The sequence below is a fragment of the Terriglobales bacterium genome (genome assembly GCA_035651995.1).
Taxonomy (GTDB): Bacteria; Acidobacteriota; Terriglobia; order Terriglobales; family Acidobacteriaceae; genus DASRER01.
Window position 1 is genome coordinate 19304 of the sequence record DASRER010000048.1, and the last position, 16516, is coordinate 35819.

Below are 16516 nucleotides of genomic sequence, written 5' to 3' on the forward strand. Positions count from 1 at the left end.
GCGTAAGCCACGTCACCACGCCCTCGGCTCCGCCCCCTGCTTCCGTCACCATCTCCGGGCAAAGTGGCGCGCTGAACGACGCGAACGCTTCCCGGACGTTCACCGCCACGGTGGTGAACACCGCCAACACGGCGGTCACTTGGTCAGTGGTTCAGGGCGGTGGCGGAACCATCACCGGCTCCGGCGTCTACACCGCGCCGGCAACTCCGGCGACTTATGGCGCCAATCCCACCTTCCCCTACACCATCGAGGACTTACCCGCCGCCGAATTGACACCGTGCTGGCGCGCCGCGTCGCCAACAACGACAAACGCCCAAGGTCTTCGCCCGGGCGCTTGCAACTGGAAACTGGAAACTCGAAACTCCGTTTATGGCGTTTTCTTCTTCTCCTGTTTCTTCTGCTCGTCCTTTTCGATCTTCTCAATGTCTTTGCGCAATTCAACGAGTAGCGCAGGGTCGCGGCCCCTCAGCCCGCTGGGACCGCTCTTCGACCACACCACCATGCCTCCCACGCCACGCGCGTCATAGATGCGCAGCATGTCGTCGCTGGGCCCGGTTTCCACTCCGACCGTTTGCCCGACCCCGATGGGAACATTCCGAGGAAGACCGACACGCGAATCGCCGCTGGGAAATGGCCCGTTCCCCACGCCGACCCCGCCGGTCGCTGCCAGCACCCTTCCGGCGCGCACCTCGAAGATCAGGTCGGCATTCTCGTTCATATAAACCAGCTTGTATCTGCCCCACTTTTTCAGGGCCTGTTCCACGGCGGCAATCGCGGCCCGATCGTCAGGATTTGTGCGCATGTCGTACTCATCGCCCGTGAATCCGACCACGCGCACGTAGGTCGCGTTCACCAGCATCTTGTTCTTTGGATTCTCACCGGCTACGCCGAACAGCGGCGTGAACAGGAAAGTGATGGAAGCGATCAGTGCGCGGCGCCGCATCATGTACCTCGCGCTGGAAATGAAGATCTATATGCGAGGCCCAACTCTACCAGAATCTACGGCTGCACTGACCAAGTGCGTCCGCCGTCGATCGTGGACCAAACCTCGCCGCTCGAGGTATGCACATGGCCATGGATCGTGTCGGCGAATTCGATGCGCGTGACGTCGGACGTCAGCTTGCGGTCGCCTGCTTCAGGAACCACCGCGTGCCAGCGGACGCCGCCGTCGTCGGAGTGATACAGCGCGCCCTTGGCGCCGCCCACCCACACGTCGGAATTGTTGGCGTTGACCGCCCGCCACACCCCGCCCTGGCCAACATTGACCGTCTGCCAGCTGCGGCCCTCGTCAACCGAGCGCATCAGCGCGCCCAGCGACACGTTCCATCGCGCGTTCAGCAGGACCGCAGGCGCCTCAGATTCACTCGCGCCGCTCTCCGATGCCCGCAGGCTCGTGCCCAGCAGGCTCTTGCTGTTGGCGAAACCAGTGGTCTTGCCCAGCCGCCCAACAAAGCCCGCCTTGTTGTTGCGGTTCTCGCTCGCAACCGTGACCGGAGTGCTCGGACCGCGACGCGCCTCAGCGCTTGCCGTTCCGCCGATCAACGGCGTGCTGCCCCAGGGCGTCGGCTGGCCCTGCAGCGAGAAGGTCTTCTCCGGCTGCGGCACCATCTCAAAACCGCCTGCGCTGGTCTGCGGCTGCACCTCAACCAGCGGAGTTGAGCCCGCTGACACCGCCACCACGCTCGAGGGTTCGTCCACGTGCGCCTGTTCGGCGGTTGCAACCGGGCTGGTCGGTTTCGGCGCTACCTTGTCCAGCGGCCTTGCCGGCACGCGAGCGGCGCTTGCCACCTCCATGCGTTCCGGCGCACGCTTCGCCGAAGCGGGCGCCGCAAGTGCCTCTTTTGATTTCTCCCTTACATCGGGGGAAGGGCGGTCGCTGGCGGCGACCGTCGTCTCGGCCTTCTTCGGCTCGGTCTTGGATCCGCTCTTGCCCTGCGCGGGGACTGCCTCTCGCGTCACCGGCGCCACCGAGTTGGAACTGGAGCGCGCGCTGGCAACTTGGTTCGCCGGCGGGCGGGACGGCTGATTGCGATACAGCGCGATCCCGATAACTCCCACCGCCACCACCGCTGCTGCGCTTCCCCAGCGCAGCACCGGCCAGCGCAACCACGAACTCGCGTCGCTCACCGGCCCTTGCACCAACGCTGGTGCAACAGACTCCGGCGCCGCCAGCGCAACCACGTCGCGGCACATGCCGCAAGCCGCCAGGTGCTCCACAACCTGCTCACGCTCCTGCCCCGCCAGCGCCTGCTCCATGAAGCCGGTCAGCAGGTCCGCGTCGGGATGGTTCGCCATGGCGTGCTTCTGCCGTTCGGCCGGGTTCTGGTTCGCCCCGCTGCCGTTGCCGGGACGCACCGGCCCTGCTGCCGCGCGCAAACGATCAACTACGATCTTGGGAAGCTGCCCCATTTTCCTGCTGTTCCTTGTCCCCGAACGGCCGTTCTTTGCCTATATTCAGAACGCCGCCGGCGGTGTTTCTTGCGCTTGCGAAACCCGCGTCCAGCCTATGTTTCCACGTTGCGCTGCTTGACCGGCGCCTCCTGGGCGCTCAATCGCGCCCGCAGATTCACCTGCAAGTCCCGCACGTCTGCCTCTAACGCCTCCTCGGCCTGGCGCCGGCTCATGCCCTGGTGCAGCAGGCCCTCGCGGACCGCCGCATGCAGTGACTTCGTAATCTTGTCCAGCCTGCGGCTGATGGTGGATTCGTGTACCCCAAGCGACTTGGCGATTTCCGCCAGCGTCCGCTCATCCAGAAAATAGGAGGCGAGCACATAGCGGTCCTCGGCAGGCAACTTGCCCAGCGCCTGGTCCACCGCCTGGACCAGCCTGGGATCGGCCGGCTGCTCCTCTACCCGCTCGGCGGCGATAAACTGGTGTCCCGCCTCTTCCTCCTCATCCAGGCTGACCAGCCGGCGACGGCTGCGGTAGCGGTCCACGTGCTCCTGCGCCAGGACCGTGCGCAACCAGCCCTCCAGCGATCCGCGGCCCATGTACGACGCCAGCTTCGACACCCGGCGCCCGTCGCGCTCATTCATTCCATACAGGTTGGCGTAGAGCGAATCGGCCAGCTCCCGCGCTGCCGACTCCTCGCGCGCGATGGCCCAGGCCGCGTCATAGAGCTTTTCGCGATAGCGGGCAAGAAAGATGTCCCACGCTGCCTCGATGCCCGCGGCGCAGGCCCGCGCCAGCGCCAGCTCTTCCAGCTTCAGGCCGCGCCAGAACTCCGCCGCTTCCTTGGCTGCTGCGGTGGCCGGCAGGTACTTTTGCGCCGCTTCGCTGAGCGCCTGCGAAAACGCCGCCTCGCTGAGCCCGAACTTCGACGCGCCCGACTGGGCAAACAGCTTGCGCAGCACCGGACGCACTTCCGCCAGCCAGCGAGTCCCGGCCGGTGATTGGGCGCTTCCGCTCATGACGGGGATTTCTGGATGTTACCAATTTCGATGCAAAAAGGGCACCCGCGGACGTTCACAATTCCAGTGGGGTTAGTGCCCGGCCGGACATGCACCCTGCATTCGCAGGGGAGGAATTTAGCAACATGAGACGCAGTACGTGGTTTTCTGCGACCGCCGTCGTCTCGGCGCTCGCCATGCTCCTGGTGTTCTTCGGGATGCTTCCGGCTTCATCGGCTTATGCCGGCGAAGCCACTCCCACCCAGGGATACAAAGTTCTTTCACCCATCACCCATGCCAATCTGACGATTTTTCCCGTCGTCGCCTCCAGCGCTCGTGACACTTCGGGATTTCTCACGCTCGATGAAGGCCTTCGCTCCGGTGAAGTCGTGGTCACCGAAGCAGGACGCATCGCCATGGTCCGCCGTCCCGGACAACGCGATTGGTTGCCCAACGGCGGCGCGCAGGTCAACAACCTGGTGCTGGTGAACAACTCCAAGCGGCCGCTGCTGCTGCTTGCCGGCGAAATCGTGACCGGCGGCAAGCAGGACCGCGTGATCGCCACGGACCGCATCGTGCCTGCGGGCAGCGACCCGATGGACCTGGGCGTCTTCTGTGTCGAGCCCGGCCGCTGGACCGCGACCTCAGACAAGTTCGGCGGCTTCTCCCAGATGGCGCAACCCAGCGTTCGCCACAAGGCCATGGGCGCCAAAAGCCAGCAGGAGGTGTGGGCCGAAGTCAACAGCTCCAAAGACAGCGCCACCCGGAACGTCGCGGCGGCATCGCCTGCGGCAGCAGCCAGCCTCGGCGGGACATCCTCCTACGCGCGCGTGATGGGCAACGATGAAGTGAAGCGCCAGGTCGACGCCATCGCCGCTCCCGTGCAGGCCAGCTTTACCGGCGTGCTGAACGAGCTGCGCGATCGCAACGCCGTGGGCGTGGTGGTGGCCGTCAACGGGCGCATCATCTGGGCCGACATCTTCGCCAGCACCTCCCTCCTGGAGAAGTATTGGCCCAAGCTTTCGCGCTCGTATGCGGCCGAAGCCTACGTTCGCGGCGGCAACGCCAGCAGCGTGGACCTCGCCGCCGCCCAGCGCTTCCTCAACGAAGCCAGCGGCACGCGCGAGGTCAGCGAAGTCGAGCCCGGCGTCTATCGCCACACCGAGGTATCCGGCAACGGCTATCGGGTGTTCGAACTGACGTCGCTTCTGCCCAAGACCGGCTTCGACCTCCACATCGCCAAGATGGCGGAGTAGGCCTTACACCACAAAGGCACAGAGACACAGAGGAGACAGATCTCAATAACCTTCTCTGTGACTCTGCCTTTGTGATGGATTCAGTCGCTGGCGTTATCGCCTGCCAAGGGCGATGACGGGCCGATTCAGATACCAACCGATCATGCCGGCCCGGATTTGCTGAGATACCAGATGAGCAAACCCACTGCCAGAACGAAATCAAAAATGATGCCTAGCGGATGGTAATAGTCATACCAGACATTCAGGAGGACCAACACTCCGACTATCACCCATAACGCGGGCGAGCGTCTCAACCGACCAGAGGAAGGAGCTTCCGTGAGTTCACGAATTTGTCGGCCGATGCCCCTTGAAGGCGAATCTGCCGAGAAGATAGATTGATGCCGAGTAGGAGATGGCAGTGAAGACTACAGTTTCGATCGTCGCATAACCACCTCCGCCACCGGCCCGGAAACTCATTGCCCCACTAAGGCCAAAAAAGGGCTTCAGCGGGCCACCCGTCCAACGGGGATCTTTTCAATGCAGCTCCTTCAAGAATGCCTTGCCGCGCATGGCCAAGGCAATAATCAAAGCCATTCCGACAGCTTCAATGACGCCGGTTACTACGACAGTGCGAAAGTAAACGAAGCATTCCAAGCGCGCAGCGCCCACACCACGACACCGTGAAGCACGGCCAATACGCCTATTACATTCCAGAATTTCCAATCCCTCCAGCGTCGCCTAAAACCCGTGAGGACTGACCAAAATACGCCGATGGTTAGCACAAGCATTAACGTGGCGTCTGCAGGCAAAACATCGCTAAAGTATGAGCTAATAGCGAACAAAGCGACGCCAAGCAAAACAGATGGAATAAGCCAAGACAGACTGTTGCCGTGCCCCTTTTTAGAACTTTCCGCAATTTCCCGCATCAACCTGCTCCTTATAATACCGAGCTGCTTCGGAGCGGCGTAAAACCCTGCTGCTACCGCTAGAAATCGTCCAGCGAAGCCTCCGAGTGTTCTCCCGGCTGTGGTTACTGTCTGTCCGGCCGAGCCACCCAGTTGAAGAGTGCCGGCCGTAAGTGCGACAAAATCTGGGCTCCTCAAGTATTCTGCGCCCTTCTTTGCAACTTCAATGCCTGAGCCGATGGGGTCGGAAGGATCGATGTTGTTTCCCAAGGGTATGAGGCTGGTACCGAATTTGAAGGCAGTCTTGACCAGGCACCCATTCGCATCTCGATAGTCTTGGGCGGTTGGCTGATAAGGGGCAGGAGGTTGTTCAGGAGCCCGCCTGATCATTGGCCCGCAAGGGCGTCCGCGGACATCGTCCGACTGGCACACCGAGAAGACCGGTCTCCACGCCGGCAGCCAAATTATTTCCAGCGCGCCGGGCGGCAAGAATCCAGTCGGATTGGCGGTGACAGTTACACTTATGGTAGTTCCAGTTCCGCCTCCCCCTAGGCGGTCGTCATACGTCGCCTGAAAGCTGCTGCTGCCGCTCTTGCTCACGTTCCCGAACGCATCATAGGTGAACGTCTGCTGCCACTGCGCGCCACCGGTACCGCAGCTGACCGAGGCAATTCTTGCCAGTGCGTCATGGGTATAGGTGCACGACTTGTTGTTGGCGTTGAACGCGTCGGTGATGTTCAGCGAGCCCAGGGTGCCGTTCGTATTCCACACGAGTGACGCGGTGAACTGCTGCCCATTCACGTTGAACGTAAACTGCGACATTCGGTTCGTGTTGGAATCGTAGCTGTACGCATCGGTATCGGCCGAGTTGGAGCCGTAGGTGACCCCCGACACCAAACCATTCGCCTGATTTCCGCTGTTATACCCCGTGGCCGTGACAGGGTTCTGGCCTGACGAAGCGCTCACCGTCTTAGGCCTGCCTTCGGAATCCACGTCATAAGTAGACACTAGAAGTCGAGCCGCAGTGCGAACTGGATCTGCCGCCCTGAGTTGTCGATGGTCTTGGTGATCTTCCCGAAGCTTGACAGGGCTGCCGTCGAAGACGGTCCGGCGAAGATCGGAGTGTTGAGCAGCTTAAAGAAGTCAGCCCGGAAGCGCACGAACGTTTGGTCACCAAGCGCCCGGATGGGGAAGCTCTTCACCAGCGCCATGTCGAACCGTTGCTGGAATGGTGCGCGAAAGACGCCGCGGTTGCTTGGGCCAATCAATCGCCCGCTCCCGGTAACCGTGTAAATCTGGTTCCCGGGTCCGTAGAAGGGCGACATCGGGCCAATCGTGCCGGTGACCAACGGCGTCCTGGAAACGCAAGCAGGATCCAAGTATTGGATGGTAGACGTACTTGTGTTCAGACCGAGGGTCAGGCTGCAGTTGGGAAGAATCACACCGTAACCAGAAACACCACTCAGCGAGGTCGAGAATACGGATTGGGTGACATAGCCGGGCAGTCCGGACTGGAGCGTGGTCAGACCAGAAACCGCCCACCCGCCGATCAGATGCTTGCTCCAATTCTGCGTCGGTCCAGGCAAATCGTACAGATACGTGATCACCAAGCGATGCGGCGTATCGAACGTGGACAGGCCACGGTTCAGGCTGGTGAGCCAAGGATTGCCGGGATTACCGATTCCCGGCTCGAAGCCAACGGTTGATGCAGTGTCGTCGATCGACTTGGACCAAGTGTAGGCCGCCTTGAAGAAAAGGTTCTTCGACATCTGGTGACTGACCGTGAGCAGCATGGCGTGGTAGATCGAACTGCCGTTTCCCGCCATATAGAAAATGCCGCCATTCGCGATGCCGACAAAGGGCACGCGGGCGTCGCGGTTCGCGACGCTGTTGGTCACGATCCCGAACGGACCTGCATTGCTGGCGTTGCGCAGTTCTGACGAGTTCGGGTTGAGAGCGGTCTGCAGCTTGACTCCGTGAGAGCCGGCGTAGCCCAGTTCCGCCGTCCAATTCTTCAGGAACGCGTACTGCAAGGCCAGGTTCCACGATTCCTTGTACGGGGGCTGTATGTTGCGATCAATGGCCGAGACGTAAAACTGATCGCCATTGAAGATGGGCGCTCCACTGGTGGTCAGACCGGTCAAAGTCGGCCAGCTTGACGGCCAAATCGGAAACTTGTCGGGAGTGGGCAAGGTCGGGAAAGGATTCGCTAGGTTCATTTTCGGCGGGTTACTTGGATCGTAAACGGTGACTGCGCTTGTAGCGAACGGTGGGTTGCTGATTGTCTGCAGTGCCTGCATGGCGGCGAGCCGCTCGTAGTACATGCCAAATCCGCCGCGCAGAGCCAGCTTGCCATTCCCGAAAACATCAAGCGCGAAGCCGACGCGTGGGGCGAACTTGGAATCTCCCTTGTCGCTCAGCGTGGAACGGGAGGCGCCCGGCGTACCAAAATTGGGGAGCGCTGAGGGCAGGACAAACGCATTCTGGTACCCGGACCCGCCGTAAAGGGCTGTGTTCGGATCCACGAGGTTGGGATCGAAGTTGGAAATGCGGTTGTTCTTCTCGGTAGTGTTTCCGAGGTAGTCCCAGCGCAAGCCAAGGTTCAGCGTTAGCCGATTGGTGACGCGGAAATCGTCCTGGATAAAGGAGCTGATATCGCGTGCGCGGAACGCAAACCGCTGCAGCCCGCTGCCGAGCGAGATGTAATACGGGGCGCCACGGAGGAAATCCTGGAATGTCGAAAATTCCAGGCTGCCGCGGTCGGGGGAGGGCGCGAAATTGAATTGGTATGGGCGATACTCGCCGCCGACGCGGATCGTGTGTTTCCCATGCGCCCACGAGATCGTGTCGCGAACGTCGCTGGAGAAGTTGTGCTGCTTCTGCTCGACCGAGACGCTGGCCCCGGCGAAGCTTGACGTACCGTCGTCGAACAAGAGGCTGGGGAGGGCAGGCGCGTATGACTCGTTAAACCGCGTCATGCCTACGTCGGATGGTTTGACCGGATTTCTGGAGGAAATGTCGCGGATGTTATAGGTGAACCCGGCGACGATCTCGTTGATGACCGTGCTCGAGAACATTTGCGTGTCGCGAACGGATAAGTTGTCGTTACGCAACGGATATTGGTATGGCTGCCCGGCGCCGCCGTTGGCGCCGGAAGGGTTGAAGAACAGGCCCTTGCTGTAGAAGTAGCTGACAGCCAGATTATGGGGGATGGCGGCGGTCGAGAACGATCGGTCGAAGCGCCCGTTCACCTGATTGGCGCTGTAAGCGACTGGCGCGGAAAATACCCAGGGCTGGAGGAGCTGGCCAACCGAGCCTTGGCCGCTCGGAACCAGGAAACCGCCAAAGGGACCGGAGTGCTGGAGAATCTTCAGTGCCACCGGATCGATTTGGTTTGCAGGCACTCCGAAAGCGGCGGCCAGGCTGTTGGCGTCGCGTGTGCTAGGAAACACTGGGAAGAACCCGCTGCCCGAGCCGGCCACACCGTTGCGCTGACGCATTCCTTCGTAGTTGACAAAGAAATACCCCTTGTTCGTCGCGGGATGGCCGATCGGCCCGCCCAGCGAGCCGCCGAACTGATTCTGCTTCATGATCGGCCTCGGCTTGCCGGCGCGGTTGAGGAAGAAATCGTTCGCGTTCAACACCGTGTTACGGAAGTATTCGTATGCCGTGCCGTGAAAACTCGACGTTCCAGACCGCGTGATCAGGGTCACATTGCCGCCGCCGCTGAATCCGGTAGTCGCGTCATACAAGCTGGTTTGGGTACGAAACTCCTGGACCGCGTCGGGATTGGGGATCGGCACCACCCCCAATGCCAGCGAGTGAAACTCGAAATTGTTGGCATCAACGCCATTCAGCATGTAGTTGTTCGCGGTGTCGCGCGATCCAGTCACGAACATCGCTGTCGATCCTTGCAGAATCGTTGCCGAGGGCGAGGAAAGATTCGTACTCACTCCGGCGTCTGTCGCCAGCAGCTCAAACGGATTCCGCGTGGCCAGCGGAATGTTTGTCACCACGGTGGAAGGCAAGGTGGCGCCGAGAGTCGGGTTCGTGGTTTGAACGACCTCGGCTGCGCCGCTCACTTCCACCTTCACACTGGCCCCGCCCACAATGAGGTGGATGTTCGCCGTAGTGACCTGCGTCACAAGCACAGTAATGTCTTTCGCCACGGCCACCTGGAAGCCGGAGTGCTCCACAGTCACGGAGTATCCGGAGGCTGGCTGCAGGAACGCGAACGTGAAGGTCCCGTTGGGCTGTGTCTTGGTGTCGCGGGAGACGCCGATCGTTTCGTTACTGAGCTTCACATTGGCGTCGGCGACTACTGCGCCGCTGGGATCAATCACTGTGCCCGTAATCGCGCCCGTAGTCGAACTGGTCTGAGCCGCCGCGAACGGGGCGACACTGAGAACCGAAAATAGACAAAACACGCGAACAAATTTGTATAGCCGCTGTTTCATATCGCCTCCATTCGGCAGCCGCAGCGCGAGGGCCCGGCCGCAAGACTGTTTCGAACTTGTAGAACGCGTTCTCATGCAATCGTCCCTTTTCCCTGTCCCTTTGTTTCCCGGTGCTGGCGACGGCGCGGATCAAACCGCACCAGACCGGAGCAGATCAACTTGAGCCCCGCCAAGAGTCGTAAATATCGGTAAGGCGGTGACCAACAGGCTGGACCGCCACATCGTCAAGTTGGTGTTGGGCACAACATTGACAGACACAATTCGCCTTCCTCGCGGGAGTCTTTCAAGCCGGAGGTTTGACCCCAAGATCACGGCAGCACGAAGATAGGGGGCATTCTTTCGTACTTCCGTGGGATAGTAACAATAGCGCAAAAGGGGGTGCTTGTACAGAGATAACCCCTTCTTGAGGAATGGAATGAGCGCAACCATTGTTATATATATGTATATTTTGTTGATCCGGGGGGGTTGTTGCAAACCCCAACTCGTCTTAACTCGCAATCAACTCGGCAGCGTCCGAGGTCGCAGGGCAATTGCGGTCAGATGGCCGAGATTCCGCTGGCCCGCGCGGGACTCTTCTGATGATCGACCGTCCCGCCGCCCGCCGGTGCCTTAGGGGTGGCGACCATCGCACTCGATGCGCGTCCGGATGGAGATGGCTCAAAATACGTAGACGCGACCGCGGTCTTACTGGCTGGAAGTGTAATCACTGACCACTTGCATGAACCTATAAGCCTCGACAATGTCTTTGCCAGTGAATGCGGACGCTGGATCGTGGCCGCACTGCGCCACCGCAAGTTTTTCAGCGTGCCGGAACTCAATCAGGCGATCCGCGAGTTGCTGGTGCGACTGAACGAGCCTCCATTCCGCAAACGCGACGGATCGCGGGCCACCTGTTTCAGAGCTGGAAAAACCCAGCTTCGCTTCCTGGGCGTAACATGTCGCAATGACCAAAGCCACACGCGGGGCGAGTACTCCGAAAGTCCCAGCGGTCTAACCGCAAACATCCCGAAACAGCCGGGCAAAATTGGCGCCAACGACCTTGTCGATTGCATCGGCGTTATAGCCACGCTTGGACAGTGCGTCCGCCAGCCGGGCCAGGCGCTCCGGGCCGTTCAGTTCTTTGACATTTACGTGCATTGGCAGCCATTCCGCCCCGGGCAAGCCGACATTGCGCTTGTAATACGACTGCATGCCTTGAAGCGCTGTTTCATCGGGGAGGTCGCTTTTCAGCACTGGGCCATCGCTGCCGAAGGAGACATGATCGATCCCCGCAACCTTCACGACGTGATCGATATGATCGACAACATCGTTGATCGAGGTCGTCGGCGCTTTGGTCAACCAGAGGCTCATATTGAAAATTCCCGTGACGCCGCCTTTCTCGGCCAGTGCCCGGATCTCTTCATCGGACTTGTTGCGCGCCGTGGGACAAAGAGCGTAACAACCTGCGTGGGTGATTGCACACGGCCGCTTGGAAAGGCGAATTGCCTCCAGCGTTGTTTGCCGGCCGCAATGGGAAAGATCGATGAGCATCCCCAGTGAATTCATTCCCGCGACTACGTTTTCGCCGAGGTAGCTGAGACCCGCGTTGCTCTTCTCACGGAACGAATCTCCCAAAGCATTGCGCTCATTGTGCGTGAGCTGCAGGCAACGGATGCCGAGATCGTAGAAAAATTCTAGGTTGCGAATGTTGAAGTCGTTCACCGAGGCCGTGGAGGCATCGAGGATCTGAGCATCCTGGCAAGCAAGGACGACGCCGAATTTCTTTTGTTCCTTGGCCGCCATCAGATCGCCAGCGCGCAGCACTTTCATCAGAAGCGGGTTTCGCCGAAAAGCCGCATTCCAGTCGGCAAGGGCATTGATCGCGTTCGGAAAATTCCGCGGATACATGGCCACATCGATCACCGCGCCTGTAAGCCCGGCTTCGATCGCCTTCTTGGCGTCGAAATTGGGCCCGCTGTTCACGAGGGTGTCGATCGCGACCCCGCGGGCCTCGGCAGGCGACGAATCCGAAGGCGCTTTAGCGCCCGCCGTGAGGTCGGGCAATGTGGTTGCCGCCGCCGCAGCGAGACCGCTTGATACGAAGCTCCTGCGAGTGATCATTCCTGCTCCTTATTGATGGCGCCGCACCTTGCGCGCATGTCAGTTAGTTGAATGGTGTTCAATGACGGGGCGGTTTGGCCGAACTCCGTCTTGGTTTTGACCTGCCCCTGCCCCCTTACTCCGCCGACTTCTGAATACGAAAGTTGATGTCAGCCCGATCCTCGTTGGGAGAGGGGATGAGGGCGTGGGGCAAGGGGCCGGCGTTTGAGGTCCCTTGCCCCACACCAGCGATCGCTAAATCCGCTTTCGCGGCCTGCGCAGCAAACTCGTTCGGCGCGCGACAGGCCAAGCTGCAGTGCGGACGCTCTTGGTTGTACTCCCTCTGCCACGCCGCGATCTTCCGCCGGGCGTCGAACAGGTTCTGGAACCAGCTCACGTTCAGGCACTCCTCGCGCAGCTTGCCGTTGAAGCTCTCGCATCGTCCGTTCTGCGTCGGCTTACCGGGAGGAATGTACAACGGTTCGACCCGCCGTTCCAGGCGCCAGGCCAGGAAGTGACGGCTGGTCAGCCCCGGCCCATTGTCGCAGCGGATCGAGAGCGGCAAGCCACGCCGCACGATGATCTCCTCCAGCACACGCGTCACCCGACGTGAGGCGAAGCTGGTGTCCATCTCCAGCGCCAGGCACTCGCGCGTTCGAGAACGCGGTCATCGCTGCGCGGCTCACTCCCGATTACGCCCTCCACGTCTTAAATAATCGATATGCGGTGCGGATTGGCGCCAAGTGCACGACCACTAATGATGAGAACAGTACGATCAGGCGCGAGCGCATGGTATCTCCTGTAAGTAACGCATCTGAGGAGAGCGCACGCGTCAATCGGCGAGGTTCGGTCGTCCGAATATCTGGTCGTCGGGTAGTTGGGTACGTCGCTTATGTAAGCGGCGACGCCGCTCCGGCCGCAAGCCTGTTCTTGAGCATTCCCAGGGATAGCGGATCAACGCGATCTTGGATGTTGAAAATCGGGAGCTGTTTCGGTGCTTTCTTCCTGATGGTGTTGTACACAGAAGGAGGAAGCAACAGGACATCAACACTTCTCAAGAGGGCGGCGACTTTGTCGGTCTCGCCCAGGAGGCAGGAGCTGACTTCGGACCTAATTCCTAATTCAGCTTTCAATGAGCTTGGATAAAGCTCTCGCGTCTGCTGGTCGCGGCAGATGAAACCGAAACGGGCGTCCTTGGGAAATGCGTCGATCTTGCGACGTGTCTCCGGGGACATGTTCGTGGTCACGAAGTCCACCGGAATCTGCCGGTCACCGATGATGTGCAAGACCTCGCTCATGTGGAAACCGGTTGTGATCACGAGGGCGAGGTCTTCATTGCGAGTGCGATCAATCTCCTCACGCAGCTTATCAAGAAGCACCGGCTGAATGTTGAGCTTCAAGAACTCCTTCAACACTGCAGTAATCTCTCGCGCCTGAAGCGGATTGCACTCCACGAAAAAAACGATCTTCCTCTTCCGCTCTTCCGCTAATCGCTTCAGGATCGAAGCAACCATTTCCTTTACTTCTTCCACGCTCTTGCCCGTTCTCAGGAGTTGCCGAACAATCTGCTGCAGCACCTGCGCAGGATCGCTCACCGAATCTGTTCTCGACTCCAGCGGCAATTGTGGCGCCACGTGGTCCTTGACGAAGGTGCCGCGTCCGCGCTGGGTCGAAACCAGGCCCTCTCTTTCCAAGTCCTTGTAGGCCTTGCGAACGGTCTCGAAATTGACCGCGAGCTGCTTCGCGAGGCCGTGTACTGTCGGGAGCCGCTGCCCATGCTGTATCGCCCCCGTCGAAATCGAATACTTGACCAAATCCTTCAACTGCAAGTACAGCGGCATCTTGCTTTGCTTGTTGACGATCCATTCCATTTGGGAGAAATGCCTCCCGTGCCGTGGGACTCGCCCCGGCTGCGTGCAGGCCGCTGCCGCGGAGAGCCATTTCTTGCGGCCAATATATATATATATATATATAACATTAATCAACGCTTTTTGTCGACAATCCCCGGCGGGCGGAAATTACTTATTCGATTATTCCGTATCTATGTATCCGGTACTCATCATTCAGCTCTGGCCTTGTAAACGAACGTTCCCAATAAGCTGGGCATACCGGCTTGCGACAGCTATCCCGAAGTTGGTCGTATCGGACTTCGCTGCGGGCTCAATAGGTGAACGGGTTGTCCGGCAATTTCATGACAGGCAGATGCTTGCCGTCTTGGAAGGCGCTGAAGTGCAGGAGCCACATGCCAATGCCGGAGGCCCCTTGCATCAAGCCCGTCTGGGCAACCAATAGGTCCGGTTTGACTCGGTGCTCAGCCTGAACCCAGCGAACGCCACGATCGTCGCGCGTGGCTTTCTTGAGCAGGAGGTCGCTCATTTGTCGCGCAAGGTCGAGATACTTCTTCTCTTTGGTGGCTTCGTACAGACTTAGGTAGAACTGTGCCTGAGCGGTGACACCGCAGCAAACGCTCACGTTATCCCACTCGCCTGGTGTCACGGCTTTACCGACGTAGTGGGTTTCGGCGAGTGAACGCGCCAGTTTCTTCATCCAATCCATCCACTGCGGATCTTTCGTCACCTCGTACAGGCGATAAAAGAAGCGCGCCGTCCCTGCCGGACCATGACACCATCCGAGGTAGTACATCTTTTTCCCCTCTGGACTGTCGTCGTGGTAGATAAGGCAGGCTTCGCCCTGCGTATCGGCAATAGAGGTCAGATAGTGCGCGCCTGCCACCGCGGCATCCAGGAAGCGCTTATCCCCAGTTTTGCCATACAGCGTGGCCAGAAAATATGCGACGCCGGATGTGCCATGCGAGAAGTTCGGCATTTCGCGGGGAAATTTGGGATCCATCATCCACTTCAACTGCCCCGGTGCGGGGTGTTGAGCGGCATCGATCAGGTGTTCGCCCGCTCTGACAGCCAGCTCTCGGGCGCCCTTGGCGTGGAGGTGCTCATCAGCCCAGAGCAGAAAAAGTCCGGTTCCAGCGCTGCCAGCGATCACGTCGGTGGTGTCGTTCCACTTAATGCCATGGTCCGTCGGCTTGGCCGATTGCGTGAGCCATTCAACAGTCCGAAGGGCACCGTCGCGGTATTTCGTGTCCTTGGTGACGAAATACGTCTGCGCCAGAGTGAAGCCGGTACCGGCGAGCCCTTCGTACAGGCCGGGATCGTCCTGCGGCCTCATCGAAGCAAGGAGAGCGTCAGCGCCGGAGCGCGCCAACTTCAGATAGCGTTGCTCCCCAGTGTAGCGGTACGCCTCCAAGAAAAAGAGGATCGGTCCGGGCGTACCGGCATAGAGACTGGTGTTTACAGTCTTCGGATCGCGAGGGTCGCTGGACCACACGACACCAGTCTTCTGCGCAATCGTGCTCGCACTGAGCCACTGGGCAGCGCCCTCCGCCGTTGCCAAGTACGCATTTGGACGTGCGCCAGCAGCCGAAAATGTGAAGATCAGCGTGCAGGCCATGAGTTGGATTGAGCGCTTTGCCATGACAACCTCGTGCGTGCTCTTGGAAATCATTTCGCCGGGACCACGCAGCTTAGCAGCCCGTCCGAGTCTGCTCCGGCATCACCGGCAGCTATGCCGATATGCCGGAGATGGTGAATCAAATGATCCAGATAGTCACCTACAAGGAATTCGAGGGTGATCGGCTCGCCGCCGCTGACGATGAGGGTCCGCCTGCCAGTCTGCGCTGAGATCGCGCTCGCGGCTCGGATCAATTGTTCGTTGGCAACCCGCCAGCGTTCGATGATTGCCTCCCATTCCATCTCCTTGATACCGATGCAACTCGACCCAACGGTCACCATCGTATCCGGGGAGGGCTGGCTTGTCATCCAGTTGCGCGCGGACGATCCGCTGGTTTGGGGACCGAATAGTGCCCGCCAGAAAAACCGCACCATTACTGCACGTCGAGTTCATCCCGCATGAGCACATCTCACCAGCCTCGGCCCAGCGACCAGCGCCACGCCAGCGCGTGCAGCGCCCGTTAGATCAACGGACCGCCAACAGACCTCGGCCGCTAAGCTGATGATTCCATTCAAAAGGACGGGGGGAGGGGTATATGTCGAGCCCCCGTGCAGTCCCCGTCGCACAACGTGATCACCAGGATTTCCTGTGCCATCAGTGGGGAGACGGTGGGGGCAAACACACCTCCGCCCCGGTTTTGGCGAAGGTGCAGGAGAACAGCACGAAAGAGGCGAGAACTGGCTGGCCGATGTCACCGCATTTGCCGGCCGTCCCGTCGGGTTGGTGGGCCCGACCGGCTGCTGCGCCGCCGAAGCAGGAGCGGCGTAACGCCGAGCGCGCGTTCAACCCAAACGCGATAGATGGGCGCGCGCTGCATCGGGCCCGATTGAGCGCACTCTATGACGGAGGCGGCCGGCGGCCTAGATGGCATCCGTAACCAGGGGCGGTAACTCGGGTAACGCAGCGCTCAGCGCTCGGCAGTCAGC

General features: G+C 60.1%; 10 protein-coding genes and 1 pseudogene. 1 reads left to right on the forward strand and 10 read right to left on the reverse strand.

What is annotated here, in order from left to right; genetic code table 11:
• Positions 1-367: 367 nt before the first annotated feature.
• From VFA60_16140 to VFA60_16150, 3 genes are all read right to left on the reverse strand, one after another.
• Complete coding sequence (locus VFA60_16140; protein HZQ93322.1) at positions 368-943, reverse strand: hypothetical protein; 576 nt, start codon at positions 941-943, stop codon at positions 368-370.
• A gap of 56 nt (positions 944-999) precedes the next feature.
• Entirely contained in the window at positions 1000-2409 is a 1410-nt protein-coding gene (locus VFA60_16145; GenBank protein HZQ93323.1) for a YCF48-related protein, read from the reverse strand.
• Positions 2410-2504: 95 nt separating this feature from the next.
• A complete protein-coding gene (locus tag VFA60_16150) occupies positions 2505-3410 on the reverse strand; it encodes a sigma-70 family RNA polymerase sigma factor (protein ID HZQ93324.1) in 906 nt (301 codons plus the stop codon).
• Between the two features lie 125 nt (positions 3411-3535).
• Here VFA60_16150 and VFA60_16155 point away from each other — a divergent pair, with 125 nt between their 5' ends.
• Complete coding sequence (locus VFA60_16155) at positions 3536-4645, forward strand: DUF6569 family protein (protein ID HZQ93325.1); 1110 nt, start codon at positions 3536-3538, stop codon at positions 4643-4645.
• A gap of 599 nt (positions 4646-5244) precedes the next feature.
• On the opposite strand, the gene VFA60_16160 is transcribed toward VFA60_16155, so the two are convergent.
• From VFA60_16160 to VFA60_16190, 7 genes and pseudogenes are all read right to left on the reverse strand, one after another.
• Positions 5245-6495, reverse strand: coding sequence for a hypothetical protein (locus VFA60_16160; GenBank protein ID HZQ93326.1), 1251 nt, complete (start codon positions 6493-6495; stop codon positions 5245-5247).
• 41 nt (positions 6496-6536) lie between these two features.
• A complete protein-coding gene (locus tag VFA60_16165; GenBank protein HZQ93327.1) occupies positions 6537-9986 on the reverse strand; it encodes a carboxypeptidase regulatory-like domain-containing protein in 3450 nt (1149 codons plus the stop codon).
• A 990-nt stretch (positions 9987-10976) separates the two neighbouring features.
• Positions 10977-12086, reverse strand: coding sequence for a membrane dipeptidase (locus VFA60_16170; GenBank protein HZQ93328.1), 1110 nt, complete (start codon positions 12084-12086; stop codon positions 10977-10979).
• A 250-nt stretch (positions 12087-12336) separates the two neighbouring features.
• A pseudogene (locus VFA60_16175) lies at positions 12337-12726 on the reverse strand (integrase core domain-containing protein).
• 229 nt (positions 12727-12955) lie between these two features.
• Positions 12956-13936 carry a GntR family transcriptional regulator gene (locus VFA60_16180; GenBank protein HZQ93329.1) on the reverse strand — a complete coding sequence of 327 codons (981 nt, stop codon included), beginning with the start codon at positions 13934-13936 and terminating at the stop codon, positions 12956-12958.
• 289 nt (positions 13937-14225) lie between these two features.
• Positions 14226-15554 carry a lanthionine synthetase LanC family protein gene (locus tag VFA60_16185; GenBank protein HZQ93330.1) on the reverse strand — a complete coding sequence of 443 codons (1329 nt, stop codon included), beginning with the start codon at positions 15552-15554 and terminating at the stop codon, positions 14226-14228.
• 26 nt (positions 15555-15580) lie between these two features.
• Positions 15581-15964: a DinB family protein gene (locus tag VFA60_16190; GenBank protein HZQ93331.1), complete on the reverse strand. Its 384-nt coding sequence runs from the start codon at positions 15962-15964 to the stop codon at positions 15581-15583.
• Positions 15965-16516 lie beyond the last annotated feature (552 nt).

What these genes read in the sequence shown, in the direction of transcription:
- VFA60_16140 (HZQ93322.1), bottom strand. Translation starts at nt 943, where the DNA reads ATGCGGCGCCGCGCACTGATCGCTTCCATCACTTTCCTGTTCACGCCG.
- VFA60_16145 (HZQ93323.1), bottom strand. Translation starts at nt 2,409, where the DNA reads ATGGGGCAGCTTCCCAAGATCGTAGTTGATCGTTTGCGCGCGGCAGCA.
- VFA60_16150 (HZQ93324.1), bottom strand. Translation starts at nt 3,410, where the DNA reads ATGAGCGGAAGCGCCCAATCACCGGCCGGGACTCGCTGGCTGGCGGAA.
- VFA60_16155 (HZQ93325.1), top strand. Translation starts at nt 3,536, where the DNA reads ATGAGACGCAGTACGTGGTTTTCTGCGACCGCCGTCGTCTCGGCGCTC.
- VFA60_16165 (HZQ93327.1), bottom strand. Translation starts at nt 9,986, where the DNA reads ATGAAACAGCGGCTATACAAATTTGTTCGCGTGTTTTGTCTATTTTCG.
- VFA60_16170 (HZQ93328.1), bottom strand. Translation starts at nt 12,086, where the DNA reads ATGATCACTCGCAGGAGCTTCGTATCAAGCGGTCTCGCTGCGGCGGCG.
- VFA60_16180 (HZQ93329.1), bottom strand. Translation starts at nt 13,936, where the DNA reads ATGGAATGGATCGTCAACAAGCAAAGCAAGATGCCGCTGTACTTGCAG.
- VFA60_16185 (HZQ93330.1), bottom strand. Translation starts at nt 15,554, where the DNA reads ATGGCAAAGCGCTCAATCCAACTCATGGCCTGCACGCTGATCTTCACA.
- VFA60_16190 (HZQ93331.1), bottom strand. Translation starts at nt 15,964, where the DNA reads ATGGTGCGGTTTTTCTGGCGGGCACTATTCGGTCCCCAAACCAGCGGA.